General features: G+C 66.4%; 30 protein-coding genes. 12 read left to right on the top strand and 18 right to left on the bottom strand.

Annotation, left to right across the window (positions count from 1 at the left end; genetic code table 11):
- Nucleotides 1-26 precede the first annotated feature (26 nt).
- The 3 genes from SAMIE_RS18735 to dapA are packed head-to-tail and all read right to left on the bottom strand — an operon-like array spanning nucleotide 27 to nucleotide 2,017.
- The gene (locus SAMIE_RS18735) at nucleotides 27-614 is read right to left on the bottom strand and encodes a DUF2062 domain-containing protein (protein ID WP_408641250.1); all 588 of its coding nucleotides are present in this window, start codon (nucleotides 612-614) and stop codon (nucleotides 27-29) included.
- Nucleotides 614-1,096 carry an SsrA-binding protein SmpB gene (gene smpB / locus SAMIE_RS18730; RefSeq protein ID WP_066696017.1) on the bottom strand — a complete coding sequence of 161 codons (483 nt, stop codon included), beginning with the start codon at nucleotides 1,094-1,096 and terminating at the stop codon, nucleotides 614-616. The genes SAMIE_RS18735 and smpB overlap by 1 nt, the downstream gene beginning before the upstream one ends.
- A 42-nt stretch (nucleotides 1,097-1,138) precedes the next feature.
- A complete protein-coding gene (gene dapA, locus SAMIE_RS18725; protein WP_066696012.1) occupies nucleotides 1,139-2,017 on the bottom strand; it encodes a 4-hydroxy-tetrahydrodipicolinate synthase in 879 nt (292 codons plus the stop codon).
- A gap of 147 nt (nucleotides 2,018-2,164) precedes the next feature.
- Between dapA and SAMIE_RS18720 the strand changes: the two genes are divergently transcribed.
- The 3 genes from SAMIE_RS18720 (at nucleotide 2,165) to bla (ending at nucleotide 5,717) form a co-directional block, all read left to right on the top strand.
- A complete protein-coding gene (locus SAMIE_RS18720; RefSeq protein ID WP_408641268.1) occupies nucleotides 2,165-4,207 on the top strand; it encodes a lytic transglycosylase domain-containing protein in 2,043 nt (680 codons plus the stop codon).
- A gap of 31 nt (nucleotides 4,208-4,238) precedes the next feature.
- Nucleotides 4,239-4,724, top strand: a complete 486-nt coding sequence (gene greB / locus SAMIE_RS18715) for a transcription elongation factor GreB (protein ID WP_066696006.1) — start codon at nucleotides 4,239-4,241, stop codon at nucleotides 4,722-4,724.
- A gap of 108 nt (nucleotides 4,725-4,832) precedes the next feature.
- Nucleotides 4,833-5,717: a subclass B3 metallo-beta-lactamase gene (gene bla, locus SAMIE_RS18710; RefSeq protein ID WP_066696004.1), complete on the top strand. Its 885-nt coding sequence runs from the start codon at nucleotides 4,833-4,835 to the stop codon at nucleotides 5,715-5,717.
- Between the two features lies 1 nt (nucleotide 5,718).
- Here the strand turns inward: bla and SAMIE_RS18705 are convergent, their stop codons facing one another.
- The 4 genes from SAMIE_RS18705 to aspS all read right to left on the bottom strand — a co-directional run bounded on the left by SAMIE_RS18705 (nucleotide 5,719) and on the right by aspS (nucleotide 10,020).
- The gene (locus SAMIE_RS18705; protein WP_066696002.1) at nucleotides 5,719-5,904 is read right to left on the bottom strand and encodes a hypothetical protein; all 186 of its coding nucleotides are present in this window, start codon (nucleotides 5,902-5,904) and stop codon (nucleotides 5,719-5,721) included.
- Nucleotides 5,905-5,982: 78 nt separating this feature from the next.
- Nucleotides 5,983-7,299, bottom strand: a complete 1,317-nt coding sequence (locus SAMIE_RS18700; protein WP_066695999.1) for a methyl-accepting chemotaxis protein — start codon at nucleotides 7,297-7,299, stop codon at nucleotides 5,983-5,985.
- Between the two features lie 83 nt (nucleotides 7,300-7,382).
- Nucleotides 7,383-8,171 carry a polyphosphate kinase 2 family protein gene (locus SAMIE_RS18695; protein ID WP_066695997.1) on the bottom strand — a complete coding sequence of 263 codons (789 nt, stop codon included), beginning with the start codon at nucleotides 8,169-8,171 and terminating at the stop codon, nucleotides 7,383-7,385.
- Between the two features lie 64 nt (nucleotides 8,172-8,235).
- A complete protein-coding gene (gene aspS, locus SAMIE_RS18690; RefSeq protein ID WP_066695989.1) occupies nucleotides 8,236-10,020 on the bottom strand; it encodes an aspartate--tRNA ligase in 1,785 nt (594 codons plus the stop codon).
- A gap of 128 nt (nucleotides 10,021-10,148) precedes the next feature.
- On the opposite strand from aspS, the gene rnd reads away from it, so the two are divergent.
- From rnd to SAMIE_RS18675, 3 genes are all read left to right on the top strand, one after another.
- A complete protein-coding gene (gene rnd / locus SAMIE_RS18685) occupies nucleotides 10,149-11,315 on the top strand; it encodes a ribonuclease D (RefSeq protein ID WP_066696764.1) in 1,167 nt (388 codons plus the stop codon).
- 11 nt (nucleotides 11,316-11,326) lie between these two features.
- Entirely contained in the window at nucleotides 11,327-11,620 is a 294-nt protein-coding gene (locus tag SAMIE_RS18680) for an I78 family peptidase inhibitor (protein ID WP_066695987.1), read from the top strand.
- A gap of 100 nt (nucleotides 11,621-11,720) precedes the next feature.
- Nucleotides 11,721-12,113 (top strand): nuclear transport factor 2 family protein, encoded by a 393-nt coding sequence (locus SAMIE_RS18675; RefSeq protein ID WP_066695985.1) that lies wholly within the window; start codon nucleotides 11,721-11,723, stop codon nucleotides 12,111-12,113.
- Between the two features lie 155 nt (nucleotides 12,114-12,268).
- On the opposite strand, the gene SAMIE_RS18670 is transcribed toward SAMIE_RS18675, so the two are convergent.
- The 9 genes from SAMIE_RS18670 to coxB all read right to left on the bottom strand — a co-directional run bounded on the left by SAMIE_RS18670 (nucleotide 12,269) and on the right by coxB (nucleotide 20,752).
- Nucleotides 12,269-13,138: a class I SAM-dependent methyltransferase gene (locus SAMIE_RS18670; protein WP_066695983.1), complete on the bottom strand. Its 870-nt coding sequence runs from the start codon at nucleotides 13,136-13,138 to the stop codon at nucleotides 12,269-12,271.
- Nucleotides 13,139-13,218: 80 nt separating this feature from the next.
- Complete coding sequence (gene thrC, locus SAMIE_RS18665) at nucleotides 13,219-14,619, bottom strand: threonine synthase (protein WP_066696762.1); 1,401 nt, start codon at nucleotides 14,617-14,619, stop codon at nucleotides 13,219-13,221.
- Between the two features lie 44 nt (nucleotides 14,620-14,663).
- Nucleotides 14,664-15,317 (bottom strand): SURF1 family protein, encoded by a 654-nt coding sequence (locus SAMIE_RS18660; protein ID WP_066695981.1) that lies wholly within the window; start codon nucleotides 15,315-15,317, stop codon nucleotides 14,664-14,666.
- Between the two features lie 85 nt (nucleotides 15,318-15,402).
- On the bottom strand, nucleotides 15,403-16,233 hold the full coding sequence (locus SAMIE_RS18655) for a cytochrome c oxidase subunit 3 (protein WP_066695979.1): 831 nt from the start codon (nucleotides 16,231-16,233) through the stop codon (nucleotides 15,403-15,405).
- 34 nt (nucleotides 16,234-16,267) lie between these two features.
- The gene (locus SAMIE_RS18650) at nucleotides 16,268-16,843 is read right to left on the bottom strand and encodes a cytochrome c oxidase assembly protein (protein ID WP_066695976.1); all 576 of its coding nucleotides are present in this window, start codon (nucleotides 16,841-16,843) and stop codon (nucleotides 16,268-16,270) included.
- Nucleotides 16,843-16,980, bottom strand: a complete 138-nt coding sequence (locus SAMIE_RS23480; protein WP_162849095.1) for a hypothetical protein — start codon at nucleotides 16,978-16,980, stop codon at nucleotides 16,843-16,845. The genes SAMIE_RS18650 and SAMIE_RS23480 overlap by 1 nt, the downstream gene beginning before the upstream one ends.
- Nucleotides 16,977-17,915, bottom strand: coding sequence for a heme o synthase (locus tag SAMIE_RS18645; protein WP_408641249.1), 939 nt, complete (start codon nucleotides 17,913-17,915; stop codon nucleotides 16,977-16,979). The genes SAMIE_RS23480 and SAMIE_RS18645 overlap by 4 nt, the downstream gene beginning before the upstream one ends.
- Before the next feature lie 122 nt (nucleotides 17,916-18,037).
- Entirely contained in the window at nucleotides 18,038-19,705 is a 1,668-nt protein-coding gene (gene ctaD, locus SAMIE_RS18640; RefSeq protein WP_066695974.1) for a cytochrome c oxidase subunit I, read from the bottom strand.
- A gap of 18 nt (nucleotides 19,706-19,723) precedes the next feature.
- A complete protein-coding gene (coxB, locus tag SAMIE_RS18635; protein WP_066695971.1) occupies nucleotides 19,724-20,752 on the bottom strand; it encodes a cytochrome c oxidase subunit II in 1,029 nt (342 codons plus the stop codon).
- Nucleotides 20,753-21,057: 305 nt separating this feature from the next.
- Between coxB and pyrE the strand changes: the two genes are divergently transcribed.
- From pyrE to SAMIE_RS18605, 6 genes are all read left to right on the top strand, one after another.
- The gene (gene pyrE / locus SAMIE_RS18630; protein WP_066695966.1) at nucleotides 21,058-21,636 is read left to right on the top strand and encodes an orotate phosphoribosyltransferase; all 579 of its coding nucleotides are present in this window, start codon (nucleotides 21,058-21,060) and stop codon (nucleotides 21,634-21,636) included.
- Between the two features lie 8 nt (nucleotides 21,637-21,644).
- Nucleotides 21,645-22,373 carry a pyridoxine 5'-phosphate synthase gene (locus SAMIE_RS18625; RefSeq protein ID WP_066695964.1) on the top strand — a complete coding sequence of 243 codons (729 nt, stop codon included), beginning with the start codon at nucleotides 21,645-21,647 and terminating at the stop codon, nucleotides 22,371-22,373.
- Between the two features lie 13 nt (nucleotides 22,374-22,386).
- The gene (acpS, locus tag SAMIE_RS18620) at nucleotides 22,387-22,788 is read left to right on the top strand and encodes a holo-ACP synthase (RefSeq protein WP_066695961.1); all 402 of its coding nucleotides are present in this window, start codon (nucleotides 22,387-22,389) and stop codon (nucleotides 22,786-22,788) included.
- Entirely contained in the window at nucleotides 22,746-23,699 is a 954-nt protein-coding gene (gene lepB, locus SAMIE_RS18615; protein ID WP_066695958.1) for a signal peptidase I, read from the top strand. Before acpS ends, lepB begins: the two co-directional genes overlap by 43 nt.
- Before the next feature lie 39 nt (nucleotides 23,700-23,738).
- Nucleotides 23,739-24,821 carry an AI-2E family transporter gene (locus SAMIE_RS18610; protein ID WP_066695955.1) on the top strand — a complete coding sequence of 361 codons (1,083 nt, stop codon included), beginning with the start codon at nucleotides 23,739-23,741 and terminating at the stop codon, nucleotides 24,819-24,821.
- 76 nt (nucleotides 24,822-24,897) lie between these two features.
- Entirely contained in the window at nucleotides 24,898-25,215 is a 318-nt protein-coding gene (locus SAMIE_RS18605; protein ID WP_066695952.1) for a hypothetical protein, read from the top strand.
- Between the two features lie 58 nt (nucleotides 25,216-25,273).
- Here SAMIE_RS18605 and SAMIE_RS18600 read toward each other — a convergent pair whose 3' ends face one another.
- Nucleotides 25,274-25,831, bottom strand: coding sequence for an FKBP-type peptidyl-prolyl cis-trans isomerase (locus SAMIE_RS18600; RefSeq protein WP_066695949.1), 558 nt, complete (start codon nucleotides 25,829-25,831; stop codon nucleotides 25,274-25,276).
- A gap of 79 nt (nucleotides 25,832-25,910) precedes the next feature.
- Nucleotides 25,911-26,117: a 30S ribosomal protein S21 gene (gene rpsU, locus SAMIE_RS18595; RefSeq protein WP_021226581.1), complete on the bottom strand. Its 207-nt coding sequence runs from the start codon at nucleotides 26,115-26,117 to the stop codon at nucleotides 25,911-25,913.
- Between the last annotated feature and the right edge of the window lie 93 nt (nucleotides 26,118-26,210).

Raw genomic sequence — 26,210 nt, 5'->3', positions numbered from 1 at the left:
CACCCGGAGCCGGACAGCGCCTGCGCTCAGACGCTCGCCTTCCCCAATGCGCTGCTTTGGTGGACCTTGCCAATCCTCAATTTGCGCGCCTGCCATTTGCGGCCCATGCGGTGACGCCAGAACCAGTCGGCGATGACATAGCCGACCACCGCCGACACCAGCGAGATGAGGAAGAGGCCGAGCAGCATGGCGGGCGCGGCTTCGGACAGGAGCCAGCCGGTCCACTGGCGGATACTGGCATGGCCGTCGACCAGTGCCATGAAGCCCGACGCGTCGGCGCTGCGGCCCAGCATCCAGTTGCCGAGCCACACCGACGCCATGAGGATGAGCGGCGTCGTCGCGGGATTGGAGAGGAAGGTCATGGCGGCCGCGACCGGGATGTTCGCGCGGAAGGGCAGCGCCAGCAGCGCCGCGCCCGCGATCTGGATGCCGGGGATCAGCAGGAAGATGCCGACGAAGAGGCCGAGCGCCACCCCGCGCGGCACCGAGCGGCGGGTGAAGCGCCAGAGCGAGGGTTCGAGCACGCGGTGCGCGACCGGCGCGAGCACGCGGCTCTGCTCCAGCGATTCGCGGGTCGGGCAATTGGCGTGCCACCAGCGGGTCAGGCGGCTCATCAACCGTGCGCCTTCATGATGCGCTGCTGGTCGCGTTTCCAGTCGCGTTCCTTGATCGTTTCGCGCTTGTCGTGGTTCTGCTTGCCCTTGGCCAGCGCCAGTTCGACCTTCACCTTGCCGCGGCTGTTGAAATAGAGCGACAGCGGCACCAGCGTCATGCCCTTGCGTTCGACCGCGCCGTGCATCCGCGCGATCTCGCGCTCGTGCAGCAGCAGCTTGCGAGGGCGTTTGGATTCATGGTTGAAGCGGTTGCCGTGGCTGAATTCGGGGATGTTGCTGTTGACCAGCCACACCTGGCTGCCCTTCACCTCGGCATAGCTGTCGGCGATATTGCCCTCGCCAAAGCGCAGCGATTTGACTTCGGTGCCCTGCAGGGCGATCCCGGCTTCGAACACGTCCTCCAGGAAATATTCGAACTTCGCGCGCCGGTTTTCGGCGACGATCTTCTTCTTGTCGAAGGTTTCGGGACGGGGGCGGGCCATGTATCGGTTCAACTCATTTCATCATATAAGCGCGCGCGGCGCTCAGACCAGTCCCGCAATCTCCAGCGCCCGGTCCACCGCCGCCCGGCTCGATTCCGAAGGCCAGGTGATCGGCAGGCGAACGTCGCCCGGCATGTCGGGGCGGACCCGCGTGAGGGCATATTTGACAGGACCGGGTGAAGAATCGCTGAACAGGGCATCGTGCAGGGGATAGAGACGATCCTGAAGCGCCAATGCGCCATCCCAGTCGTGGCTGGCGCAGGCCGCCTGAAAGTCGGCGCACAGGCGCGGCGCGACATTGGCGGTGACGCTGATGCATCCCTTTCCGCCCATCGCGTTGAAGCCCAGCGCCGTTTCGTCATTCCCCGAAAGCTGGCAGAAGTCGGCGCGGCAGGCGAGACGCTGCGCGGTGACACGCCCCAGATTCCCGGTGGCGTCCTTGATCCCGACGACCGACTGATATTCTTCCGACAGGCGATGGATCACCGGCACGCCGATGTCGGTGATGGTGCGGCTGGGCACATTGTAGAGGATGATGGGCAGGTCGCAGCGTTCGGCGAGGAAGGCGAAGTGGCGGTAGACGCCCTCCTGATTGGGCTTGTTATAATAAGGCGCGACCACCAGCGCCCCGTCCGCCCCGGCCGCCTGCGCCGCGAACATATGTTCGAGCGCGATGCGCGTGTCGTTGGAGCCGCAGCCCGCGATCACGGGCACGCGCCCGGCCGCCTGATCGACGCAGATGGCGATGACGCGGTTATGCTCCTCCACCGTCATCGTCGCGCTTTCGCCGGTCGTGCCGCAGGGCACCAGCGCGCTCGATCCTTCCGCAATCTGCCAGTCGACGAAGGCGCGAAAGGCTGACTCGTCCACCCGCCCGTCGCGAAACGGGGTCACAAGAGCGGGAATCGAGCCGGAAAACATCAATTTACTCCTTCAATTCTCCGGGCGGAGAGGGCATGATCGAGCTTTCGAGGCGCTATAGCGCGTCGTTCACGGCCTGATAAGGATGCAATGGGGATAATGTCCAGCATGCGCGCCTCATCCCATGTCGAAAGTTACCTCATCCGGATGCCGATTATCGCCCTGTTGCTGATGACCGCAGGCGCTGGCGCGCAGACCGAGACGGTGCAGCCGGTTCCGCCCGGATATGGCTCCCCCGGCGGCGCGACGGTCCAGCCGCTTCCGGCGCAGGACAGCGGCCCTTCCCCCTGGCAGCAGGCGCAGAGCCGCGTGGGCATGGCGCAGGACGCCGGGATCGTCGGCACCATCAACACATGGCGCGCGCTCCAGCAGAGCGATGGCCTGGGCTTTTCCACCTATTCGAGCTTCCTGATCGCCAATCCCGGCTGGCCGGGGGAGGACCGGATGCGGCAGCTGGCCGAAACGGGGATCAATCCCGACAGTTTCGATCCGGCGCAGGTCGTCGCCTTCTTCGCCCGCTATCCCGCGCGCACGGCGACGGGCCATGCGCGCAACGCCGTCGCGCTGATGCAGATGGGGCGGATGGGCGAGGCGCGGGTCGCGGCGCGCAGCGCGTGGATCGGCGGGTCGCTGTCTCCGGCGGACGAGGCGCGGCTGCTCTCGCTATTCGGGAGCGGCCTTACGGTCGCGGATCACGAGCAGCGCGCCGACGCGCTGCTGTGGGCCAATGACATGGCGGGCGCGATGCGCATGATTGCCTATGTCAGCCCCGCGCGGCAGCCCGTGTTTCAGGCGCGGATCGCCTTCCGCCGCAAGGCGCCCGAGGCCGCAGCGCTGATGCAGGCGGCGGACGCGGCGGGCGCGGTCGACGCAGGCTATGCCGCCGACAAGGCGCTGTGGCTGCGCGATACCGGCAACTGGATCGGGGCGCGGCAATATCTCGCCAACCGCCCGGCGGCGACATACCGCCCCGCCAATGCCGAGAAATTCTACGAAGTGCTGCTGGGGCAGGCGCGGGCGTCGGCCAACGATGCGCAGTGGAGCTTCGCCTACGCCATCGCCAGCCGGATCGACGATGCGGTGCCGCCGGGCACCGACCTGTCCAGCCAGCCCATCGGCGTGCGCGACGATTATACCAGCCTTGCCTGGCTGGCGGGGAGCACGGCCTTCTACAATCTCAACCGCCCCGCCGACGCGGTGACGATGTTCCGCGCCTACGCCAGTGCGGCCAAGTCGCCGCAGACGCGGTCCAAGGGCTATTATTGGGCGGGGCGCGCCGCTCTGCTGGCGGGCGATGCGGCAAGCGCCAACAGCTATTTCACGCAGGCGAGCGTCTATCCTGACCAGTTCTACGGCCAACTGGCGCTCGAACGGCTGGGCCGCCCGATCCCGCCGCCCTCCACCGTCGAGCGCGCCGCGCCCATCTCCGCCGCCGAGCGCGCGGCGTTCGAGGGCCGGTCGGTCGTGCGCGCGGCGCGGGCGCTGGGGCAGATGGGTTACTGGGAGGATCAGAGCAAGTTCGCCCGCGCCATCGCCAACAATGCCGACAGCGACGCCGACCACAGCCTCGCGGTCGAACTGGCGGAGAGCCTCGGTCGACCCGACATGGGCGTGATGGTGGGCCGACGCGCCGTATCCAGCGGCCTTACCGGCTATGGCACCAGCGCCTTCCCGCGCGTGCCTGTGCCGTCCGAAGCGCAATATAACTGGACCATGGTCCATGCCATCGCGCGACAGGAAAGCCAGTTCGACAAGCAGATCGTCAGCCATGCCGGCGCGCGCGGCCTGATGCAGTTGATGCCCGGCACCGCGCGCGAGCAGGCGGGGAAGCTAGGCATGAGCTACAACCCTGCGTCGCTCAACGAACCGGGCTACAACATCATGCTGGGGTCCGCCTATTTCCAGCGGATGCTCGACTATTATGGCGGCAGCTACCCGCTGGCGGTGGCGGCCTATAATGCCGGACCGGGCAATGTGAACAAGTGGATCGCCGCCAATGGCGACCCGCGTCTGGCGGGCGCGGACATGCTGCGCTGGATCGAGAATATCCCGCTCTTCGAGACGCGCAACTATGTCCAGCGGGTGCTGGAGAACGCGGTCGTCTATGAAGCGATGAACCCGGAGCGGGCGAAGTTCCGGGGCACGACTGCCGTGCTCAGCCGCTATCTGGGCAAATCGACTCCGGGGTGACGGGCGGAGGCGTTCGGATTAAAGCGCGGCGATGACCGTCCCCTACCCCAATTACATCACGCCTGAAGGCTTTGCGAAGCTGCGCGCCGAATATGATCATCTGCTGGGCGTCGAGCGTCCAAAGATCGTCGAGGTGGTGAGCTGGGCCGCGGGCAATGGCGACCGCAGCGAGAATGGCGACTATCTCTACGGGCGCAAGCGGATGCGCGAGATCGACGGGCAGTTGAAGCGCCTGTCGAAGAAGATGAAGGACGCCAAGGTCGTCGATCCGCGCCAGCAGCCCAACAGGAGCCGCGTCTATTTCGGCGCGACCGTCACCATCGCGGACGAGGATGACAACCGCCGCACCGTCACGCTGGTCGGCAACGACGAGACGGATGTGGACGCGGGCCGCATCGGCTGGGCATCGCCGATGGCGCGCGCCCTGCGAGGCGCGGCGGTCGGCGACCTGCGCCGCGTCCGCCTGCCCGCCGGGGAAAAGGAATATGAGGTGATGGCGATCGCCTATCCGGCCTGAATCGGCGATCACTGCCGGCCAATATCATGGCTTCGCACGGAAATCGTGATTTGCGCGGAAGCCGTGATACCGCCATCGTTGCGCTGGACTTAAAGGAAAGGCGAGCGGATGCGACTGGTGACGGCGCTGGCCATAGGCCTGGCAGGGATGATGGCGACCGGGGCGGGAAAGGCGGATGATCCGCTCACCCGTCCCATCGCGCCGGAAAGTTCAAAACGCTGGCTCGCGCCGCAGACGCCGGTGCGGCTTTACGGCAACAGCTATCTGGTCGGCTTCGGCGGGCTTAATGTCGCGCTGATCCGCACCAGCGCCGGCCTGATCCTGATCGACGGCGCCGTGCCTCAGGCGGTCGCGGATGTGGAGGCGAATATCCGTCGCCTTGGTTTTTCCGTCCGCGACATCAAGCTGATCCTCAGCACCGAGCCGCATTTCGACCATGCCGGCGGCATCGCGGCGCTGGCGCGGGACAGTGGCGCGAGAGTGATCGCCAGCGCGGCGGGCGCCGCAGTGCTGCGACAAGGCGGAGGCGATCCGGACGATCCCCAGGCGGCCTGGCTGGAGCACTTCCCCGGTGTCGCCCGCGTGCGCACGGCGCGCGACGGCGAGGTGATCCGGCTGGGGGATGTCGCAGTCACGGCAATCGCCACCCCCGGTCATACGCTGGGCAGCATGAGCTGGCGCTGGAGGAGTTGCGAGGGGAAGGCGTGCAAGACGATGCTCTTCGCCGCCAGCCTCAATCCGGCGGCAGCGGACGGGTGGCGCTTCGCGGACCCGGCGCATCGCCGCTTCGTCGAGGCTTTCCGTTCCAGCATCGCGACGATGAAGGCGCAGCGCTGCGACATCGTCATCGCGTCCCACCCGCTTGAAGGCGATGCGGAACGGCGCAGACAATTGTCGGCACGGCGCGCGCCCAACCCCTTCGCCTATCCTACGCCGTGCCTCGCCTATGCCGAGCGAGCGGAGGCGGCGCTTGCTCGCAAGCTTGCCGAATAACCTATTCGTGCGGGCGTAGCGCGCGGTTCAGGCTGTCGAGCACAGCGTCGATCGGTTCGGTCACGGTGACGCTGCGCCCTTCGCCGAAGCGGATGCGGGTGCCGTCGCTCACCTGCGTGACGAAGGTGACCTGAGCGGGATTGATCGCGGTTTGCGTCCGGTCGGTGCCGACGAACATCACGAGCATGGCGTCCTCTCCTTCTTATGGAGGATCAGACTAGCGCGGTTGCGGCGGGACGCCAGCGGAGAATCGCGCGCCGGGATGTCAGGCCGCGCCCATCGCCGCGATGAAGCCGCCTGCCCGCCGTTCGAGCTGATGCGCCTCGCCTGCAAGCCGCCCGGCGACGTCGCGCATGTCGCGCGCCGTGGCGATGCGGAGCTGTGCGGTGTCGCTGATCTGCCGTGCGCCCGCGCGGATGTGGGTGCTGGCGGACCCGGCCTCCGCCACGCTGTCGGCGATGGCGCGGCTGAAGGCGCTTTGCTGGCGCACCGCTTCGAACACGGCGGCGGACAGCCGGTCGGCGCGCGTCATCGTCGCGTTCATATGCGCCTGCCCCTCCGCCACGTCGGCGATGGCGGCGCGCATATGGTCGATCCGCCCGCCGATGGAGGCCGCCGCGCCGCGCGTCTGCTGGGCGAGCGCCTGCACTTCGCGCGCGACGACGGCGAAGCCCTGTCCCGCCTCACCCGCGCGCGCCGCCTCGATCCCTGCGTTGAGCGCCAGCATGCTGGTCGCGCGGGCGATGCTGTCGATGAGGGCGACGACTTCGCCCACCTGATCGGCTTCGGCCTGCAGGGCTTCGCTGCGGGCAAGGCCTGAGCGGCTGCGCGCGGCGGCTTCTGCGATGGCGGTGCCAGCATCCTGCGCTTCACCCTCCATCGCCGCGAAAAGCTGGGCGAGATCCGCGCCGCCCGCCGCGAGTTCGGCAAGCCGCTCCGCCGTCTGCGCCGCGGCCACGGCCATGGCGGCGCTGTCGGCGCTGTCGGCGCTGGCGTGGGATGCGGCCTGCGTCGCGAGCGCGGACAACTGGTCGGCCATCGCCGCCATGCCGGTGATCATCGCGGCGATATCCTGCCGGAAGGCCGCGCTTTCACGCGTGATGCGCTCGGCCCGGTCGGCGCGCGCCAGCGCGACCCGCGCGTCGCGCTCGGCGGAGAGGCGCAGCAGCAGCGCGCTGCCCAGCACCCCGGTATAGCGGCCCGCGTCGGTCACGATCAGCCCTTCGCACCCCGCCCCCTGCGCCGCGAACAGGTCGACCAGCGCTTCCACGCTGTCGGTCCGCTCGACCGTCGGGCAGGGCTTCACATGGTCGTCGAGCCGCCCGCCGAAACTGGGGTTGCGCAGAAGGGCGTGGCCGAAGGGATTGAACAGGATACGGCGCATGTCGCGCTCGTAGATCGCGCCGGCCGGGCGTCCGTGGCTGTCGAGCACGGGCAGGAGGCGGAGCGCCGAATCCTGCTGGAACCGGTCGACCGCTTCGCTGAGCGGCTGGCCAAGGCGCACGACGGAAGACGCGCTGCCCCGATGCAGGGCAGCGATGAGGGGACCGTCGGGCGGAGCGATGCGGGCGGCAGGGAACATGCCGCCTGCCTAGCGGGACAATGGTAAACGAGGCGTTAGGATTTGATGACAGTTCCGTGACAAACCCACATTTTCCGCGGGTTTCAGCTTTTTCCGGGGCGATAGCCGAAGGCTTTATGCGCAAGCTCGACGACCGCCGGATCGGCGGCGGGGAAATCCATCGGCACCAGCGCTTCCAGCCGGTCGGCGACCGTCTTCAACGCGGCGATGCGCCCGGCCTTGCGATGGTTGTTGTCGATCACGTCCCATGGCGCGCGCTTGCTGTCGGTCTTTTTGAACATGGCGTGCATCGCGTCGAGATAGTCGGCGCGGCGGGCGCGGTTGCGGTAATCGTCCGCGCCCGTCTTCCACCGCTTCCACGGCGTGTCGAGCCGCTGGGCGAGCTGTTCGTCCTGCGTTTCCTGTGTGATGTGGACGAAGAGCTTGATGAGGTTGGTGCCCGCGTCGATCTGCTGCGCCTCGAACGCGTTGATTTCGTCATAGGCGCGCTTCCAGTCCTTTTTCGGACAGAAGCCCTCGACCCGTTCCACCAGCACGCGGCCATACCAGCTCCGGTCGAAAATCGCGATGTTGCGCCCGGCGGGCAGGCGCGTCCAGAAGCGCCAGAGGAAATGATGGTCGCGCTCGATCTCGCTCGGCGCGGCGATGGGATGGACCTGATAATAGCGCGGGTCCCAGTCGGCAGTCATCCGCTTGATGATGCCGCCCTTGCCCGCCGCGTCCCAGCCCTCCAGCAGGATGACGCTGCGCCGGTCGTGGAGGATGTGCGCGACCTGAATCTTCGCCAGCCGCTGCTGAAGCGCGGCGAGATCGGCGTCATAGTCGCCCCTGTATTTCGCGCCGGTCTCGTAATCGGCAAGGTCGATGGTCATGGGCGCGTCCTTTCCCTCATGCGCCATGCTGGACCTGTGGCCCGCACGGCGTAAAGGGAAAAACTCACGCCTTCGCCTGCGGCTCCACGACGCGGATATGGAGTTCGCGCAACTGCTTCAGTTCCGCCTGTGACGGCGCGCCCATCAGCAGGTCTTCGGCGCGCTGGTTCATCGGGAAGAGGGTGATCTCGCGCAGATTCTGCGCGCCGCACAGCAGCATCACGATGCGGTCCACGCCCGCGGCCATGCCACCGTGGGGCGGCGCGCCATATTGGAAGGCGCGGTAGAGGCCGCCGAAACGCTCCTCGACATCGGACTGCGACAGGCCCACCAGCTCGAACGCCTTGACCATCGCCTCGGGCGACTGGTTGCGGATCGAACCCGACGCGATCTCATAGCCGTTGCAGACCATGTCATATTGATAGGCTTTCAGCGTCAGCGGGTCTTGCGTGTTGAGCGCCTCCAGCCCGCCCTGCGGCATCGAGAAGGGGTTGTGCGCGAAGTCGAGCTTCTTCTCGTCCTCGTCATATTCGTAGAAGGGGAAGTCGACGATCCAGCAAAGGTCGAACCGGTCCCTGTCGATGAGGTCGAGCTGCTCGCCCACGCGGATGCGGGCGAGACCGGCGAGCTTTGCCGCCTGCGATTCCTTGCCCGCCGCGAAGAACACGCCGTCATTGGGACCAAGGCCGAGCGCCGCGATAAGCTTCGCCGTCGCTTCCTCGCCATGGTTCTTGGCGATGGGGCCGCCGGGCACGCCATCCTTGATGTTGATATAGCCAAGGCCCGAATAGCCCTCGCCCCGCGCCCAGACGTTCATGTCGTCGAAGAATTTCCGGCTGCCCGCGCCCGCGCCCGGTGCGGGGATCGCACGGATGACGCTGCCGCTTTCGACGAGCGACGCGAAGATGCCGAAGCCGCTCCCATGGAAATGTTCGGTCACGTCCTGAATGAGGATCGGGTTGCGCAGGTCGGGCTTGTCGCTGCCATATTTCAGCATCGCTTCGGCGTGGGGGATGCGCGGGAAGCTGCCCGCCGGGGTCACGGGCTTGCCGTCGGCGAACGCCTCGAACACCTGGGCGATCACCGGCTCCATCGTGTTCCAGACGTCTTCCTGCGTCACGAAGCTCATTTCCAGGTCGAGCTGGTAGAATTCGCCGGGCAGCCGATCGGCGCGCGGGTCTTCGTCGCGGAAGCAGGGGGCGATCTGGAAATAACGGTCGAAGCCCGCAACCATCAGCAACTGCTTATATTGCTGCGGCGCCTGCGGCAGGGCGTAGAATTTGCCGGCATGGATGCGGCTCGGCACCAGAAAGTCGCGCGCGCCTTCCGGGCTGGAGGCGGTCAGGATCGGCGTCGAATATTCGGTGAAGCCCGCATCCTCCATCCGGCGGCGCATGTCGCGAATGACCTGGGTGCGCTTGACGATATTGGCGTGTAGCGTCTCGCGCCGCAGGTCCAGGAAGCGGTAGCGCAGGCGGATATCTTCGGGATAGTCCTGCTCGCCCGCCACCGGCAGGGGCAGTTCGGCTGAGGTCGAAAGCACCGTCACGCAATCGGCCACGATCTCGATCTCGCCGGTCGCCATCCTGGAGTTGATCGCTTCGGCCGTGCGCGCGACCACCTTGCCCTCGATCGTGACGACCGATTCAAGGCGCAGGGTTTCGAGGATCGTCAGCGGATCGCTGTCCGCCTTCGCGACGATCTGGGTGATGCCATAATGGTCGCGCAGATCGACGAAGAGCACGCCGCCATGGTCGCGCTTGCGGTGCACCCAGCCCGACACGCGAACCTCGTTCCCGACTTCCGCCTTCGTCAGGGCGCCGCAGGTGTGGGTGCGATAGGCGTGCATGGCGTTTTGATCTTTCAGTGGCGTTTTACGGAAATGACAAATTGGTGCAGCCCCGCTATGGCCAGTGCGTCGATGGTTCGACGAGCCTGCCGGGGAGCGGGCCAGCCCATAATAAGATCGAAGACCATATGCAAATCCATCCGCTGATTACCGACAGCAAGACGCTTTCCGATTTCTGCGCCCGCATCGCCCAATCGCCCTACATCGCCGTCGATACCGAGTTCATGCGGGAAAACAGCTATTGGCCCGAGCTGTGCCTGGTGCAGGTGGCCGATCCCAATGAGGCAGCCGCCATCGACCCCAAGGCGCCGGGTCTGGACTTGAAGCCCCTGCTCGATCTGCTGGTGGACAATGAGGATGTGCTCAAGGTCTTTCATGCCGGCGGGCAGGATATTGAGATCGTCCACAACCTGACCGGCAAGACGCCGCATCCGATGTTCGACACCCAGATCGCGGCGATGGCATTGGGGCTGGGCGAGCAGATCGGCTATGGCAATCTGGTCGATGCGTGGATGGGGGTGCAGCTCGACAAGGGCGCGCGCTTCACCGACTGGGCGCGGCGGCCGCTCGACAAGAGGCAGATCGACTATGCGATCGGCGATGTCACTTACCTGATCCAGATTTTCCCCAAGATGCTGGACGAACTGCGCAAGACCGGGCGCGGCGACTGGCTGGATCAGGAGATGGAGCGGATCAGCGATCCGTCCAATTACGAGAATGACCCGCAGCAGGCGTGGCAGCGCGTGCGCATCGCCAGCAAGAAGCCCGACGTGCTCGGGCGGCTCAAGGCGCTCGCCGCATGGCGCGAAACGGAAGCGCGCGACAAGAACCTGCCGCGCGGCCGCATCGTCAAGGACGAGACGCTGGCGGACATGGCCAGCCATCCGCCGCGGAACCAGGAAGACCTCGGCAAGGTGCGCGGGCTTTCCGCCACATGGAAGACCAACGACATCGGTGCGCGGCTGATGAACGCACTGGCGAAGCATCAGCCGCTTTCGCGCGACGAAATGCCCGACCGCGAACCGCGCCGCCCGGGACTGGGCAAGGACGGGGCGCTGGTCGCGGACCTGCTCAAGCTGCTGCTCAAGATCCGGTCGCGCGACATCAATGTGGCGGCGCGGCTGATCGCGCGGACCGACGACATCGACGCGCTGGCGGCGGGCGTGCGCGAGGGGCTGTCGATCCTCGAAGGCTGGCGCTACGAGCAGTTCGGGCGCGATGCGGTCGATCTGGTCGAAGGGCGCATGGCGTTCGCTGTGAAGAACGGGCGGCTCAAGATGACGCGCACCGAATGAGGAGAGCGGCGATGCGGGGGACGATGGCGACGGGATGCCTGCTGGCGCTGGCGGCCTGCACGGCGGGCGAGAGGCCGGCGACACCGCCCGCCGCCGCCGAAGGGGCGTGCCGTGATGAGGGACTCGACCGCTTCGTCGGGCAGAAGGCCAGTGCGGAGACGGGTGCGGCGCTGATGGCGGCGTCGGGCGCGCGGACGCTGCGCTGGGGCGGTCCCGGCATGGCGATGACGATGGATTTTCGCGCGGATCGGCTGACGGTCAGCTATGACGAGGCGATGACGATCACCTCCGCGCGGTGCGGGTGAGCGCCCCCCCTCCGTTCGCTTCGAGCCTGTCGAGAAGCGTCGGATGCAGTGCGATTGTTTTTCGACTTCGCTCGAAACGAACGGGCCTAGCGTCTGCGTCATGACCGCTGCTGCCGACATCGCCATCCGTGTCGCACGCGCCGCGTTCAACCGGGCGCTGGCGGAGGGCGACCTTGCCGCCATCGGGCCTCTGCTCGCCGCCGATGCCGTGATGGTGACGGGCACGGACAGCGCCGTCATCGCCGGACGCAAGGCGCAACTGATGGCGTGGAAGCGCGAGTTCGCGGCGAAGGACCGCATGGTCTACACACGCACGCCCGACAGGATCGTCGCGTCTCCGGTCGAGCCGGTCGCGATGGAGCATGGGCGCTGGCAGGGCAGCGTCGGCGGCGCGGTGCAGGCGTCGGGCGACTATAGCGCCAAATGGCGGGAGGCTGGCGGGCGCTGGGTGATCGAGGCCGAAATCTATCTGACGCTAGTGGCCCGAATCTGAAGTTCGTCGCATTACCGGGCAAGGCTGAACGAACTTCAGATTCATCAGGGCCACTAGCAAATTTCTGATTCTAGTGTGGTTTATGGATTTGAAATACGCCCGCCCTTTGGCCGCAAATGTAGCGTATTTCAAATCCACCACACTAGCCTGACCGGTCAGCGTTTCCAGCGCGCCCAGATGGCGGTGGGCAGAGCGATACCGCGCGCTTCCTCCCGCACCGCCAGTTCGCCCGCTTCCACCGTGCCGGGAAGGTCCGCGAACGCCTGACGCAGCAATTCGCCGATGGCGAGCGCGGACATGCGAACCGCGTAGACGGTCAGGAACAGGAAGCGGCTGTCGGCGTCGAGCAGCGCGCGGCAATTGGCGATGAGGCCGGGCAAATCTTCCTCCAGCCGCCAGACTTCGCCATCGGGACCACGTCCATATTTGGGCGGGTCGAGCAATATGCCGTCATAGCGCCGACCGCGCCGCCCCTCACGCGCGACGAACTTCGCCGCATCCTCGACGATCCAGCGGACGGGCCGGTCCTCCATGCCCGACAGCGCGGCGTTGGCGCGCGCCTGCGCCACCGATTTCTTTGACGCGTCGACATGCACCATCTTCGCCCCGGCCGCGGAAAGGCCCAGCGTGCCGACGCCGGTATAGCCGAACAGGTTCATGACTTCGGCGTCGGGCTTGTCGGCGATGGCGGCGCGCAGGTCGTCCCATATCGGCGCCATGTCGGGGAAGAAACCGAGGTGGCGAAAGGGCGTGCAGCTCGACTGGAAGGTGACTTCGCGCCATGTGAGCGGCCAGCCTTCGGCAGGCACCGGCTTTTCGTAGAACCAGCGGCCCCCGCCCTCCTCGTCGGAGCCGGGGACGAATTCCGCGTCGGCGCGCCAGTCATCGCGCGCGGGCGCCCACATCGCCTGCGGTTCGGGGCGGATGAAGCGGAAGCGGCCATAACGCTCCAGCTTGCGGCCATGGCCCGAATCGAGCAGGCCATAGTCGGCCCAGGGTTCGCCGATCAGGGTCTTGAGTTCCATCTATCGGTCCGTTCGTGTCGAGCGAAGTCGAGACACGTGCTCGTCCGGCTCTCGACTTCGCTCGAACCGAACGGTGATTGTCACGTCCGCGGAGTCGCACGCCCGGCGACATAGGCGGTCACCGCCTCGAACGTCGCGGGGAGCTTCGCATAGCTTTCCTCGCGCGCGAACAGGTCGCCGACGCGGCCCGGAACCGGCGGGCGGATGCCGATGGCGCGCTCTACCGCATCGCGGAACTTGGCGGGATGCGCGGTCGCCAGCGTGACGACCGGGATCGAGGCATCGACCTGCGCCTCGCGCGCGGCGGCAAGGCCGATGGCGCTGTGCGGGTCGATCACCTGCGCCGCTGCGTCATAGGCCCAGCGCATCGCCATGGTCATGCCGTCCGCATCGACGCGCGCGGAGGAGAAGAGATGCGCCGCCCCTTCGCGCTGAGCATTGGTGAGGCGCATCGCCCGGCTGCCCTCGAACCCGCGCATCTGTTCGGCAAGCGCAAGGCCATCGCGGCCGCCCGCGTCGAACAGCAGCCGCTCGAAATTGGAGCTGACCTGAATGTCCATGCTGGGCGTCGCGGTCGGCACCACCTGCCCCTGGCTGTAATCGCCTTCGGACAGGGCGCGGTGAAGGATGTCGTTGACGTTGGTCGCGACGATGAGCTTTGCGACGGGCAGGCCCATCTTCGCCGCGACATAGCCTGCGAACACGTCGCCGAAATTGCCTGTGGGCACCGAAAAGGCGACTTCCCGCTCCGGCGCGCCAAGGCGCACGGCGGCGTAGAAATAATAGACGACCTGCGCCATCAGTCGCGCCCAGTTGATGCTGTTCACTGCCGACAGGTTGAAACGGCGCGAGAAGTCCGCGTCGTTGAACATCGCCTTCACCAGCGCCTGCGCATCGTCGAAGCTGCCGTCGATGGCGATATTATAGACGTTGGGCGCGAGCACGGTGGTCATCTGGCGGCGCTGCACGTCGGACACGCGGCCTTCGGGATGGAGCATGAAGATGTCGATCTTCGCCCGGCCCGCCACCGCGTCGATCGCCGCCGATCCGGTGTCGCCCGATGTCGCGCCGACGATGGTCAGGTGATCGTCGCGGCGCGACAGGAACCGTTCGAACAACTGGCCGAGCAGTTGCAGCGCGACATCCTTGAACGCCAGCGTCGGGCCGTGGAACAGTTCGAGCAGCCAGTGCTGGTGATCGAGCTGGACCAGCGGCGTCACCGCCTGATGGCTGAAGCGACCGTAGGCGGCGGTGCAGAGATCGCGCAGTTCGTTTTCGGTGAGCGCACCGGCGACGAAGGGAGCCATGACCCTGACCGCCGTTTCCACATAGGAGAGGCCCGCCAGCGCGCGGATCTGGTCGGGGGTGAAGGCGGGCCATTCGCCCGGCAGGTAAAGGCCGCCATCGGACGCAAGGCCCGCCAGCGTCACATCCTCGAACCCGAGCGTCGGCGCGCTCCCTCTGGTGCTCTGATACTGCATGATGGGCAAGCGCGGTAACGCCCGGCTCGGCCATCGGCAAGCAATTAAGGCTTTGGCGGACCCCCAGCGGCAATATTCCGCCTCCGCAGCGCCAATATGTAGATGATGGCGGCGACGGCGGCGAAGAAGAACCACTGCACCGCATAGGCGAGATGGTTGTTGGGGATGTCATCGACGCTGGGCGGGGCGAGCGGTTTGAGGCCGGGCGGCGCGGCAGCGGCGATGAGCATGGGCCGGAGCGGCGGCGCTTTCCCGGCGATGCGGGTCAGCAGCGCGCGATGGTCCGGCTCTTCGCTGATCCAGCCGCGCACCGGGCCGCCGGTCCATTGCGGCCTGTCGTCCGGCTTCTGCCCGACGCCGATGGCGACAAGCACGCCCGGCCCTTCCGCGCCGGTCGCGCACTGGGCGATGTGGCGATAGCCGGTGGAGCCGTCCGCCGCGCGGCCCGCCTCCACCTGCCAGCCGACGACACGCAGGCAGTTGACCGAGGAGGGACGGAAGAGGATGGCGGGATCGACCGGCGGCAATCGGGGGAAGGCGATGGAGGGCCGGGCGGGGTTGGCCGCCGCGAAGGCGAGCGCCTGCGCCTTTTCCCCCCGCCGCTGCAACTGCCAGACGCCAAGGCCGATCATGACGGCGATCGCCAGCAGGACGACGAGGGTGGGGAGGACAGGCACGGATCGGCGGGCATCGCTCATGCCCGGTTCCTACCCTGCGCCGGCGCAAAAGAAAACGGCCGGCGCATCGCTGCACCGGCCGTTCGTGAAATCAGGGACCGGGCGATCAGCCGCCGTGCACTTCGGCGCCCCAGCCGCCCCAGACATAGACGGCGACGAAGAGGAACAGCCACACCACGTCGACGAAGTGCCAATACCAGGCGGCGGCTTCGAAGCCGAAATGCTGGCGCGGGGTGAAGTGCCCCTTATAGGCGCGCACGAGGTTCACGATCAGGAAGATCGTGCCGACGAGGACGTGGAAGCCGTGGAAGCCGGTCGCCATGTAGAAGGCCGAGCTGTAGGGGCTGCCGCCGAAGCCGAAAGGCGCGTGAGCATATTCATAGGCCTGGATGCTGCTGAACAGCGCGCCCAGGATGATCGTGCACCACAGCCCCTTGATGAGGCCGTCGCGGTCGCCATGGATCAGCGCATGGTGCGCCCAGGTGACGGTCGTGCCCGAGCAGAGCAGGATCAGCGTGTTGAGCAGGGGCAGCTCGAACGCGTTCATGACCTCGATCCCCTTCGACGGGAACAGCCCTTCGATGGGCGCGAGCGCGCTCGGGAACAGGGAGAAGTCGAAGAAGGCCCAGAACCAGCCGACGAAGAACATGACTTCGGACGCGATGAACAGGATCATGCCGTAGCGCAGGTGAAGCTGCACCACCGGCGTATGGTCGCCCGCATGCGCTTCGGCGATGACATTGCCCCACCAGCTGAACATGGTGAAGAGCACGCCTGCAAGGCCGATCAGGAAGACCCAGCCGCCGCTTGGCCCCATCGCGTCGGGATGCATGAACATGATCGCGCCGAACGCCATCACCAGCGCCGACATCGAGCCGAACAGCGGCCAGATGCTGGGCGGGAGAATATGATAATCGTGGGTCTTTGCGCCTGCCATGACCGGTCTTCCCTGCTCCTGTGATCGTGCGTGCTTAGCTTGCCTTCTTGTCCTGCTCAACAGGATAGAAGGTATAGCTCAAGGTGATCTGTTGCGTGTCCTTGTTGTCGGGGTCGTCGAGAATCCTGGGATCGACATAGTAGATGACGGGCATCCGCACCTCCTGCCCCGGCTGCAGCGTCTGCTCGGTGAAGCAGAAGCACTGGATCTTGGTGAAATAGGCGCCCGCCTGCGTCGGCGTGACGTTGAAGGCGGCGCTGCCGGTCACGGGCTTGTCCGACATGTTCTTCGCGATGAAGATCGCCATGTTCTTCGCGCCCACGGTGATGGTCTGGGTCGGATGTTCGGGCCGGAACTGCCAGGGCATGCCCGGCGCGACGTTCGAATCGAAGCGGATCGACATGGTGTGGCCATACGCCACCTTCACATGCGACGCGGCTTCGGCCCGCTGCGTCGTGCCGCCGAAGCCGGTCCGTTCGCAGAAGATGCGATAGAGGGGCACGGAGGCGAAGCCGAGCGCGAGCATGGTGAGGCCGACCAGCGCGGCGGCCATCATGGTCCGGCGGTTGCGGCGGTCGCGGTCGAAGGGGGAAGGCGGAAGAGTGGCCATCAGATTGCGTGACTCGCGCCGATCTTCGCCAGCGTGATCGCGAAGAAGAGAATGACGAGGAAACCGAGGATCAGCCCGGTGACGATGGCCCGGCTTTTCTGCCGGGCGCGGATCAGCTTTTCCTCCTCGGGCGTCATGCCAGCACCCACCGGTCGGCGACCACTGCCCCGAACAGCAGGAAAAGATAGAGGATCGAATATCTGAACAGCCGCCGTTCCGGCGCCATCCTCGCGGGATCGCTCTCGCGGCGGCGGTAGACCTGGAAGGCGAGGACGGCGAACAGAGCCGTGCCCGCCAGCGCGACGGTGCCGTAGATCACGCCGGTCAGGTTCAGCACCACCGGCGCGAGCGCGGCGACCGCCATGATCGCGGTGTAGAACCAGATGTGCCGCCGCGTGGCGACCTCACCGGACACGACCGGGAGCATCGGGATGCCGGCGGCGGCATAGTCCGTCTTCACGAACAGGGCGAGCGCCCAGAAATGGGGCGGCGTCCAGAAGAAGATCAGCATGAAGAGCGCGACCGGCAGCGCGCTGACGTCGCCCGTCACCGCCGCCCAGCCGATCACCGGCGGAAAAGCGCCCGCCGCGCCGCCGATGACGATATTCTGCGCCGTCCGGGGCTTGAGCCAGATGGTGTAGACGAAAACGTAAAACAGGATCGAGACGGCAAGCACGATGGCGGCGAGCCAGTTGGTCGCCATGCCCATCAGGATCACGGAGAAGAAGGAGAGGCCAACGCCGAAATGCAGCGCCGCGTGCCGCTCCATGCGCCCGGCGGGGAGCGGGCGGGAAGCGGTGCGCTTCATCTTGGCGTCGATGTCGGCTTCCCACCACTGGTTGAGCGCGGCGGCGGCGCCTGCGCCCAGAGCGATGCACAGGATGGCGGTGAAGGCGAGGACAGGGTGGATGGAACCGGGCGCGGCGAGAAGGCCGCATAGGCCGGTGAACACGACCAGCGTCATCACCCGCGGCTTCGTCAGCGCGACAAAATCCCGCCAGTGCGCGGGCATGGGCGCGGCGCGGGCGTCCGTCAGCATGGTGGCAGGCAGGATCGGCGAACTGGCCATCATTTCCTCTTGCATCGGACGGCCGCCCTCCGGCGCGCGGCCCGATTGTGGCAATCGGGCAGCCTGTCGCCGTTCGACCGCTGCCCGCTCGCGCGGATGCCCGGACGATCCGGGCATCCTGTCTGTTACTCGACGACCGGAAGGGTCTCGAACTGGTGGAAGGGCGGCGGGCTGGGCAGGGTCCATTCCAGCGTCGTCGCGCCCTCACCCCACGGATTGCCTTCCGCCTTGCGGCCCGCGAACAGCGACCAGAAGACGTTCACCAGGAAGATGATGACGCCCACGGCCATGATCTCGTAGCCGAAGGAGGCGACCTTGTTCCAGTAGGCGAAGGCTTCGGGATAGTCGGGGTAGCGGCGCGGCATGCCCGACAGGCCCAGGAAGTGCATCGGGAAGAACAGCAGGTTCACGCCGACGAAGAACACCCAGAAATGCAGGTGGCCGAGGAACTCGTTATACATGCGGCCCGACATCTTCGGGAACCAGTAATAGAAGCCCGCGAAGAGCGAGAAGACCGCGCCCAGCGACAGGACGTAGTGGAAGTGCGCGACGACATAATAGGTGTCGTGCAGCACGTCGTCGACGCCGCCATTCGCCAGCACGACGCCGGTGACGCCGCCCACGGTGAAGAGGAAGATGAAGCCCAGCGCCCAGACCATCGGCGTCTTGAAGCTGATCGAGCCGCCCCAGATGGTCGCGATCCACGAGAAGATCTTGATGCCGGTCGGCACCGCGATGACCATGGTGGCGGCGGTGAAATACATCTTCACATTGACCGACATGCCGGTCGTGAACATGTGGTGCGCCCACACGACGAAGCCGACGACGCCGATCGCGACCATCGCGTAGGCCATGCCGAGATAGCCGAACACCGGCTTGCGGCTGAAGGTCGAGACGATCTGGCTGACGATGCCGAAGCCCGGCAGGATCATGATGTAGACTTCGGGATGGCCGAAGAACCAGAAGAGATGCTGGTAGAGTTCGGGATCGCCGCCGCCCGCCGCGTCATAGAAGGTGGTGCCGAAATTGCGGTCGGTCAGCAGCATGGTGATGGCGGCGGCCAGCACGGGCAGCGCCAGCAGCAGCAGGAAGGCGGTGACGAGCACCGACCAGACGAACAGCGGCATCTTGTGCAGGGTCATGCCCGGCGCGCGCATGTTCAAAATGGTGGTGATGAAGTTGATCGCGCCGAGGATCGACGAAGCGCCCGCGATGTGGAGCGAAAGGATCGCCATGTCGACCGCCGGACCCGCCGAACCGCTGGTCGACAGCGGAGCGTAGACGGTCCAGCCGGTGCCCGCACCGTTGCCGGTGCCGCCGGGCACGAAGCTGGAGCCGAGCAGCAGCAGGAAGGCGGGGATGAGCAGCCAGAAGCTGATATTGTTCATCCGCGGGAAGGCCATGTCCGGCGCACCGATCATGATGGGCACGAACCAGTTGCCGAAGCCGCCGATGATCGCGGGCATCACCATGAAGAAGACCATGATGAGGCCGTGCGCGGTGATGAGCACGTTCCAGAGGTGATAGGCCTGATCCAGCGTGGCGTCGGGACCGTCCATCATCTGCGCCCAGCCGTGGAGATACTGGATGCCCGGCTGCGCCAGCTCGGCGCGCATCAGACCCGAGATCGCGCCGCCGATCAGACCGGCCATGATCGCGAAGATCAGGTAAAGGGTGCCGATGTCCTTGTGGTTCGTGGACATGAACCAGCGCTGGAAGAAGGCGGGCTTGTGATCGGCATCGTGGTGATCGTGGGCGTGATCGCCGTGATGATCGGCTGTGATGGTGGTCATGACTTCAGAACCCCTGGATCAGATCTTGGCCGGCGCGCCGGCGGGCGCGGCTTCGGCGGTCTTGGGCTGCGCCTTCACGGTGCCGCCCTGCGAGAGCAGCCACTGGTCGAACTGCGCGGGCGGCAGCGCCTCGATCGCGATCGGCATGAAGGCATGGCGCGCGCCGCACAGTTCCGAGCACTGCCCGTAATAGACGCCCGGCTTTTCGATGAATACGCTCTTTTCGTTGAGGCGTCCGGGCACGGCGTCCATCTTGAGCCAGAGCGAGGGCACCGCGAAGCTGTGGATCACGTCCGCGCCGGTGATGATGAGCTTGATCGGGCGGCCGACCGGCAGCACGAGGCGGTTGTCGGGCGCGAGGAGATAAGGCTCGCCATTGGCCTTCGCCTTGTCTTCGGGCAGCAGGTTCGAAACATATTCCGGCACGCCATTGTCGGGATATTCATAGCCCCAATACCACTGATAGCCCGTGACCTTGACGGTCAGCGCATCCTTGGGCGCGGGCTTGTACTGGTCGGCGAGCAGGCCGATGGAGGGCACCGCGATGGCCAGCAGGATGATGACGGGGACGACCGTCCAGAGCACTTCGATCAGCGTGTTGTGCGAGGTCTTCGACGGCACCGGATTGGCGCTGCGGCGATAGCGCACCATGACATAGAGCATGAGGCCGAGCACGAAGAGCGAGATGATGGTGATGATCGGCACCAGCATCACATCGTGCAGCCAGCGGGCGGTGTGGCCGGTGGGGCTGAACTGTTCCTGGAGCGTGATTTCGCCGGGGCGCGGCATGCCGATGCCTTCGGTCGGCTTCATGCGCGGCGGCGCGGCGACCTTGGCTGCGGGTGCGGCTGCGCTCACATTCGCGACATTGGCGTCGGCCGAATCGGCGGGCGCACCGACGTCGGAAGATTTGGGATCGGCGTCCACGGGCGTCGCCAGCGCCGTGCTGGCGGATTCATTGCCCTGCGCATGGGCCGCGCCGTGCATTCCGAGCGCGGGCGCGAAGGCCAGTAACCCCGCAAGAACGAGCGATTTCACCTTGTTCATAACGTCTTCGTACCCCTAACCCCTTGGCGCCGCTGCAACGAAGACGCACTCCACATGCGCTTTGGCCCCTCGCCCGTCCGGTCTGCCGCGGCTTATAAGCAGGCTTTTCCGATGCCTCAAGCGCTGATGGAGCAGATTTTCTTCGCTGTTGCAACGCATGTCCGCGCCGCCTATTCGGCACTTCCGCGCACAGGGGCGCGATCATGGCGGGCGCGCATCGCGCGCCGTGCGGATTTTTGGGCGGCGAGGCAGCGACTTCATGCTGGCCTGCGCGGCATGGATGACAGGACGGACGACAGGGCGGCATGACTGACGAGGACATTTTGGCGGAATTCCGGGCGGCAGGGGCGCTGCTCGAAGGGCATTTCATCCTCTCTTCGGGCCGCCGCAGCGCCAATTATCTGCAATGCGCGCGCGTGCTCATGAATGCCGAGCGCGCCGGTCGGCTCGCGCGCGCGGTGGTGCAGAAGCTGCCCCGCGAACTGCGGCAGGAGATTGATCTGGTCGTGTCCCCGGCCATGGGCGGCCTCATCATCGGGCATGAGGTCGGGCGCGCGCTGGACAAGGACGCAGTGTTCCTCGAACGGCCCGAGGGCGTGTTCGAGCTGCGCCGTGGCTTCGCCATCGCGCCGGGGCAGAAGGTGCTGATGGTCGAGGATGTCGTGACGACCGGCCTGTCCTCGCGTCAGGCGATCGAGGCGGTGGAGAAGGAAGGCGGCGTCGTCATCGCCGAAGCCGCGCTGGTCGACCGGTCGGCGGGCGAAGTGGACCTTGGCGTCCCCTTCTACCCGCTCGTGTCGATCAACTTCCCGGTCTATGAGGCGGACGCCGTGCCGCCCGAACTCGCCGCCATCCCGGCCATCAAGCCGGGCAGCCGGAAGTAGCAGGGGCCATGAGCGCGCCGCTCCGCCTCGGGGTCAATATCGACCATGTCGCCACCATCCGCAACGCGCGCGGGGGCGCGCATCCCGATCCGGTGAAAGCGGCGCTGCTGGCGGTGAAGGCGGGCGCGGACGGCATTACAGCGCATCTGCGCGAGGATCGGCGGCATATCCGCGACGAGGATATAGCGATGCTGATGGCGTCGCTCGACGTGCCGCTGAATCTGGAGATGGCGGCGACGCAGGAGATGCTCGACATCGCGCTGCGGCACAGGCCGCACGCCGCCTGCATCGTGCCGGAAAAGCGTGAGGAGCGCACGACCGAGGGCGGGCTGGACGCTGCGGGGCAGATGGCGACGCTCAAGCCGATCGTCGCGAAGCTCACGCAAGCGGGCATCCGCGTCAGCCTGTTCATCGAAGCGGACCCGGCGCAGATCGAGGCGGCGATGACGCTGGGCGCGCCGGTGGTGGAATTTCACACCGGGGCTTATGCGCATCTGGACGGGTCGGCGCGCGCCGCCGAGCTGCGTCGCATCGCCGATGCCGTCGCTCTTGCGACGAAGAACGGGATCGAGCCGCATGCGGGCCATGGCCTGACCTTCGACAATGTCGGCCCCGTCGCCGCCATTCCGCAGATCGCCGAACTCAATATCGGCCATTTCCTGATCGGCGAAGCGATCTTCGGCGGCCTCGAAGCGAGCATCCGCGAGATGCGGCGGCAGATGGATCTGGCGCGGTGACGAGGATGTTTAGGTGATAATCGGCCTTGGATCGGACCTCTGCAATATCGAGCGTATCCAGAATTCGCTCGACCGGTTCGGCGACCGCTTCGTGCAGCGCGTCTTCACCGATGTAGAGCAAGCCAAGGCCGCCCGCCGCCCGTTCACCCGCGCGGGCACGCTCGCCAAGCGATTCGCGGCCAAGGAGGCTTTTTCCAAGGCGGTGGGCACCGGCTTCAAGGCGGGCGTGTTCATGAAGGACATCGGCGTCGTCAACGCGCCGTCGGGCGCGCCGACACTGGCGCTGACCGGCGGAGCGAAGGCGCGGCTCGACGCGATGATCCCGGCGGGGCATAAGGCGGTCGTTCACCTGACGCTCACCGACGATCATCCATGGGCGCAGGCCTTCGTCATCATCGAGGCGCTGCCGCTTTGAGCGAGACGCAGCCTCCAGAAGAAAGCGCGCCCGTGACGGCCATCGACCAGCCCGACGCCCCGCCCATCGCCCAGCAGCAGGCCGCGCCCGAAGACAGGCGGATCAACTGGTGGCAGGAGGTCAAGAGCATCACGCTGCTGATCCTCGCCGTGCTCGCCTTCCACAGCTTCGTCGCCAAGCCCTTCTACATACCGTCCGAATCGATGATGCCGGCGCTGCTGACCGGCGACCGGCTGGTGGTGAGCAAATTCCCCTATGGCTGGTCATACGTTTCGCCCAGCTTCCATCCCCTGCCCTTCCTCAAGGGGCGGCTGCTCGGTCGCCTGCCCGAGCGCGGCGACATCGTCATCGTCAGCCCGCAGAACCGGCGCGAGGATTATATCAAGCGCGTCATCGGGCTGCCCGGCGACATTGTGGAAGTGCGCGGCGGTCAGGTGATCCTGAACGGCACCCCGGTGCGGCAGCGGATGCTGAAACCGCTGCGCATCCCGGTCGATGGCAACGCCCCCTGCCCGCCGATCCAGTTCCCCGGCGCGCTGGTCACGGACGCATCGGGCAAAAGCTGGTGCGAACTGCCGGTGCGGCAGGAAATCCTGCCCAACGGCAGGAGCTACACCATCATCGACACCGGCCCGAGCGCGCTCGACTGGTATGGGCCGGTGCGGGTGCCCGCCGACCATGTCTTCCTGATGGGGGACAATCGCGACAACAGCGCCGACAGCCGCGCGCCGCTGGAGGAAAACGGGCTTGGCGGGCCGGTGCCGTGGGAGGCGATCGGCGGGCGGGCGGAGTTCATCACTTTCAGCCTCGACGGTGACGCGACGTGGAATCCGCTGAGCTGGCTCCATGCCTTCCGCAGCGGCCGGGCGGGGAACAGCCTGCGCGCGGCAGGCGTTACTCCCGCGCAATAACCGCCGCCCGGCGTCCGGGGCGGACGCAAGGGGGCTGCCATGACCGACACGCCGAGCCATGTCGAGGAACCCGGCCCCAGCGACCTGCGCAGCCCGCTCGCCCAGCATGAGATGAAGCGCGCGGGCGTATGGTTCGCCATCGCCGTCGCCATTGCGCTGGTGGTCGTGCTGGCGCAGCCGCTGCTGCTGATCCTCGGCGCGCTGGTGCTGGCGACGATGATGGACGGCGGCACGCGGCTGCTGGGCCGGATTCTGCCGATAGGGCGCGGCTGGCGGCTGGCCATTGTGCTGATCGGCGCGGTGCTGTTTCTCGCCTATACCGTCTATCTCACCGGATCGAGCCTCGCCGCGCAGGCGCAGGCGATGCGCACCATCGTCGAAACGCAGGTCGCGCGGATCGGCGGATGGATGCAGCAACTGGGCGTCACGACGACGCCCAACGATCTGAAAGGCCTGGCGCAGCAGGCGCTGGGCAGCATCGGGCGCGTCACCAAAGCTGTGGGCACGGCGGTGGGCGCGATCACCGCCGGGGTCATGATGCTGGTGCTCGCCATCTTCATCGCCATCGAACCCAAGCTCTACGAGCGCGGCGTCGCGTGGATGATGCCGATGGACCGGCGCGCGCATTTCTACCGGATCGCGGACAAGATGGGCGGCACGCTGCGCCGCCTGATGTTCGGGCGGCTGATCGGCATGACGGTGGAGGGCGTGGGCACATGGCTGCTGCTGTGGGCGGGCGGCGTGCCGATGGCGGGACTGCTCGGTATCCTGACCGGCCTGCTCGCCTTCCTGCCCAATATCGGCTCCATCATATCGGGCGCGCTGATCGTGCTGGTGGGCTTTTCCGCGGGGACGAACACCGGACTTTACGCGGTCGGCGTCTATCTCGCCGTGCAGATCGTCGATGGCTATCTGATCGTGCCGATGGTGGCGCGGCGGGCGGTCGACCTTGCGCCCGCGCTGGTGCTGGCGGCGCAGATCCTGATGGGCGCGCTGTTCGGGATCATGGGGCTTTTCCTCGCCGATCCGCTGATTGCGATGATGAAGGTTTATCTGGAGGAGCGTTCCCGCGCGCTCGACGCCGAACATCGGTCGAAGAAGACGGGCGTCCTCAGGAGCTGAAACCCGCTATGAGGTGGCGTGCGGCGCGGTGCGCTTTATGGTAGGGTGGCGACAGGAAGAGGAGTGAGGCGGAGCCATGGCAATCGGGCTGGATCGGGAAAAGAAGCTGCATTTCGACATGTCGAACGTGGGCCTGCGCGCGCATGCGACCGCGGCGGGCCTACTCCAGCTCTGTCAGGAATTAAGGCACGCCGGGATATTGGACGAACCGGCCATCGAGCGGATCAAGAATGCGATCGCCTGCGACATCGAAGTGTCCGCGCCGCGATCCGTCGCCACCGTCGCGTTCCGCCGCGATATCAAGACGCGGCTCGACCGGCTGTTCGCGGGCGAAGAGAAGCTGGGGAGCGCCGACGCGCTGTCCTTTGCCTCCAATCCGGACGAGCCGTCCTGAAGACATGAAAAAGGGGCCGGTGATGCGGCCCCTCTTCATTTCCCACGGCTCTGTTCGATCAGTGGCCGGGCTGCGGCGCGATGCCCTGCTGCTGCATCTGCTGCTGGAGCTGCATCAGTTCCGCCTTCGACTTGAAATCGTGCAGCGTCACGTCGAACACCAGCACCGATCCGGCCGGGATCGGACCCGCCGCCTGATCGCCATAACCGAGCTGCGGCGGAATCCAGAGGCGGTATTTGCCGCCCTTCTTCATCTTCTGCAGACCTTCGGAGAAACCGGGGACGACACCGTCGATGGGCATCGGCGCCTGCGGATTCTCGTCGAAGACGGTGCCGTCGAGCAGGGTGCCCTTATAGCCCACCAGCGCGATGTCGGTCGTCGTCGGGCTGGGACCGGTGCCTTCCTCCAGCACTTTATACTGGAGGCCCGATTCGGTCGTCACCACGCCGCTCGCATGGCCGTTCTGGACCAGAAAGGCGGCCGGCGACGGCTCCACGCCCTGCTGCCCCGCCCAGGCGAGACCGCCCGCCGCCAGTGCGACCAGCGCCACGCCGATCCACAGGCGGGTCAGCGAACCCTTGGCGATGGGACGAAGGGGAACGGCCGTCGTGGACATGGGAGCGTGCTCGCGATGAAAAGCAGGGAAATCGGCGGTGACGAAGCGGCGCGAAGGCCGCCCGCGTCAGGACAGCGTCTTAACGGACGCCGTCACGCTCGGCGCGCTTGCGCTCCATCTTGCGGGCGCGGCGGACCGCAGCGGCCTTTTCACGGGCGCGCTTTTCCGACGGCTTCTCATAGTGACGGCGCAGCTTCATTTCGCGATACACGCCCTCGCGCTGCAGCTTCTTCTTGAGCGCGCGAAGAGCCTGGTCGACATTGTTGTCGCGAACGATGATCTGCATAAGTCCGTCAATCTCCAATCGAAAACGGACGGTTCGCCGGGACTTGTCTGTCCTTCCCGACGGGCCGCCCGAATAGCAAAGCCAGTGAGTCGT

Source organism: Sphingobium amiense (assembly GCF_003967075.1).
GTDB classification, from domain to species: Bacteria; Pseudomonadota; Alphaproteobacteria; order Sphingomonadales; family Sphingomonadaceae; genus Sphingobium; species Sphingobium amiense.
Note: the sequence above shows the minus strand (reverse complement) of the source record. Positions and strands in the feature narration are given on the sequence as shown.

What these genes read in the sequence shown, in the direction of transcription:
- rpsU (WP_021226581.1), bottom strand. Translation starts at nt 26,117, where the DNA reads ATGCAGATCATCGTTCGCGACAACAATGTCGACCAGGCTCTTCGCGCG.
- rnd (WP_066696764.1), top strand. Translation starts at nt 10,149, where the DNA reads ATGCAAATCCATCCGCTGATTACCGACAGCAAGACGCTTTCCGATTTC.
- SAMIE_RS18650 (WP_066695976.1), bottom strand. Translation starts at nt 16,843, where the DNA reads ATGGCCACTCTTCCGCCTTCCCCCTTCGACCGCGACCGCCGCAACCGC.
- SAMIE_RS23480 (WP_162849095.1), bottom strand. Translation starts at nt 16,980, where the DNA reads ATGACGCCCGAGGAGGAAAAGCTGATCCGCGCCCGGCAGAAAAGCCGG.
- aspS (WP_066695989.1), bottom strand. Translation starts at nt 10,020, where the DNA reads ATGCACGCCTATCGCACCCACACCTGCGGCGCCCTGACGAAGGCGGAA.
- SAMIE_RS18680 (WP_066695987.1), top strand. Translation starts at nt 11,327, where the DNA reads ATGCGGGGGACGATGGCGACGGGATGCCTGCTGGCGCTGGCGGCCTGC.
- lepB (WP_066695958.1), top strand. Translation starts at nt 22,746, where the DNA reads ATGGGCGCAGGCCTTCGTCATCATCGAGGCGCTGCCGCTTTGAGCGAG.
- smpB (WP_066696017.1), bottom strand. Translation starts at nt 1,096, where the DNA reads ATGGCCCGCCCCCGTCCCGAAACCTTCGACAAGAAGAAGATCGTCGCC.
- SAMIE_RS18625 (WP_066695964.1), top strand. Translation starts at nt 21,645, where the DNA reads ATGAGCGCGCCGCTCCGCCTCGGGGTCAATATCGACCATGTCGCCACC.
- SAMIE_RS18660 (WP_066695981.1), bottom strand. Translation starts at nt 15,317, where the DNA reads ATGAGCGATGCCCGCCGATCCGTGCCTGTCCTCCCCACCCTCGTCGTC.
- ctaD (WP_066695974.1), bottom strand. Translation starts at nt 19,705, where the DNA reads ATGACCACCATCACAGCCGATCATCACGGCGATCACGCCCACGATCAC.
- SAMIE_RS18705 (WP_066696002.1), bottom strand. Translation starts at nt 5,904, where the DNA reads ATGCTCGTGATGTTCGTCGGCACCGACCGGACGCAAACCGCGATCAAT.
- SAMIE_RS18670 (WP_066695983.1), bottom strand. Translation starts at nt 13,138, where the DNA reads ATGGAACTCAAGACCCTGATCGGCGAACCCTGGGCCGACTATGGCCTG.
- pyrE (WP_066695966.1), top strand. Translation starts at nt 21,058, where the DNA reads ATGACTGACGAGGACATTTTGGCGGAATTCCGGGCGGCAGGGGCGCTG.
- SAMIE_RS18735 (WP_408641250.1), bottom strand. Translation starts at nt 614, where the DNA reads ATGAGCCGCCTGACCCGCTGGTGGCACGCCAATTGCCCGACCCGCGAA.
- thrC (WP_066696762.1), bottom strand. Translation starts at nt 14,619, where the DNA reads ATGCAGTATCAGAGCACCAGAGGGAGCGCGCCGACGCTCGGGTTCGAG.
- coxB (WP_066695971.1), bottom strand. Translation starts at nt 20,752, where the DNA reads ATGAACAAGGTGAAATCGCTCGTTCTTGCGGGGTTACTGGCCTTCGCG.
- SAMIE_RS18700 (WP_066695999.1), bottom strand. Translation starts at nt 7,299, where the DNA reads ATGTTCCCTGCCGCCCGCATCGCTCCGCCCGACGGTCCCCTCATCGCT.
- bla (WP_066696004.1), top strand. Translation starts at nt 4,833, where the DNA reads ATGCGACTGGTGACGGCGCTGGCCATAGGCCTGGCAGGGATGATGGCG.
- SAMIE_RS18695 (WP_066695997.1), bottom strand. Translation starts at nt 8,171, where the DNA reads ATGACCATCGACCTTGCCGATTACGAGACCGGCGCGAAATACAGGGGC.
- SAMIE_RS18675 (WP_066695985.1), top strand. Translation starts at nt 11,721, where the DNA reads ATGACCGCTGCTGCCGACATCGCCATCCGTGTCGCACGCGCCGCGTTC.
- greB (WP_066696006.1), top strand. Translation starts at nt 4,239, where the DNA reads ATGACCGTCCCCTACCCCAATTACATCACGCCTGAAGGCTTTGCGAAG.
- SAMIE_RS18645 (WP_408641249.1), bottom strand. Translation starts at nt 17,915, where the DNA reads ATGATGGCCAGTTCGCCGATCCTGCCTGCCACCATGCTGACGGACGCC.
- SAMIE_RS18610 (WP_066695955.1), top strand. Translation starts at nt 23,739, where the DNA reads ATGACCGACACGCCGAGCCATGTCGAGGAACCCGGCCCCAGCGACCTG.
- SAMIE_RS18600 (WP_066695949.1), bottom strand. Translation starts at nt 25,831, where the DNA reads ATGTCCACGACGGCCGTTCCCCTTCGTCCCATCGCCAAGGGTTCGCTG.
- SAMIE_RS18655 (WP_066695979.1), bottom strand. Translation starts at nt 16,233, where the DNA reads ATGGCAGGCGCAAAGACCCACGATTATCATATTCTCCCGCCCAGCATC.
- dapA (WP_066696012.1), bottom strand. Translation starts at nt 2,017, where the DNA reads ATGTTTTCCGGCTCGATTCCCGCTCTTGTGACCCCGTTTCGCGACGGG.
- SAMIE_RS18605 (WP_066695952.1), top strand. Translation starts at nt 24,898, where the DNA reads ATGGCAATCGGGCTGGATCGGGAAAAGAAGCTGCATTTCGACATGTCG.
- SAMIE_RS18720 (WP_408641268.1), top strand. Translation starts at nt 2,165, where the DNA reads ATGCCGATTATCGCCCTGTTGCTGATGACCGCAGGCGCTGGCGCGCAG.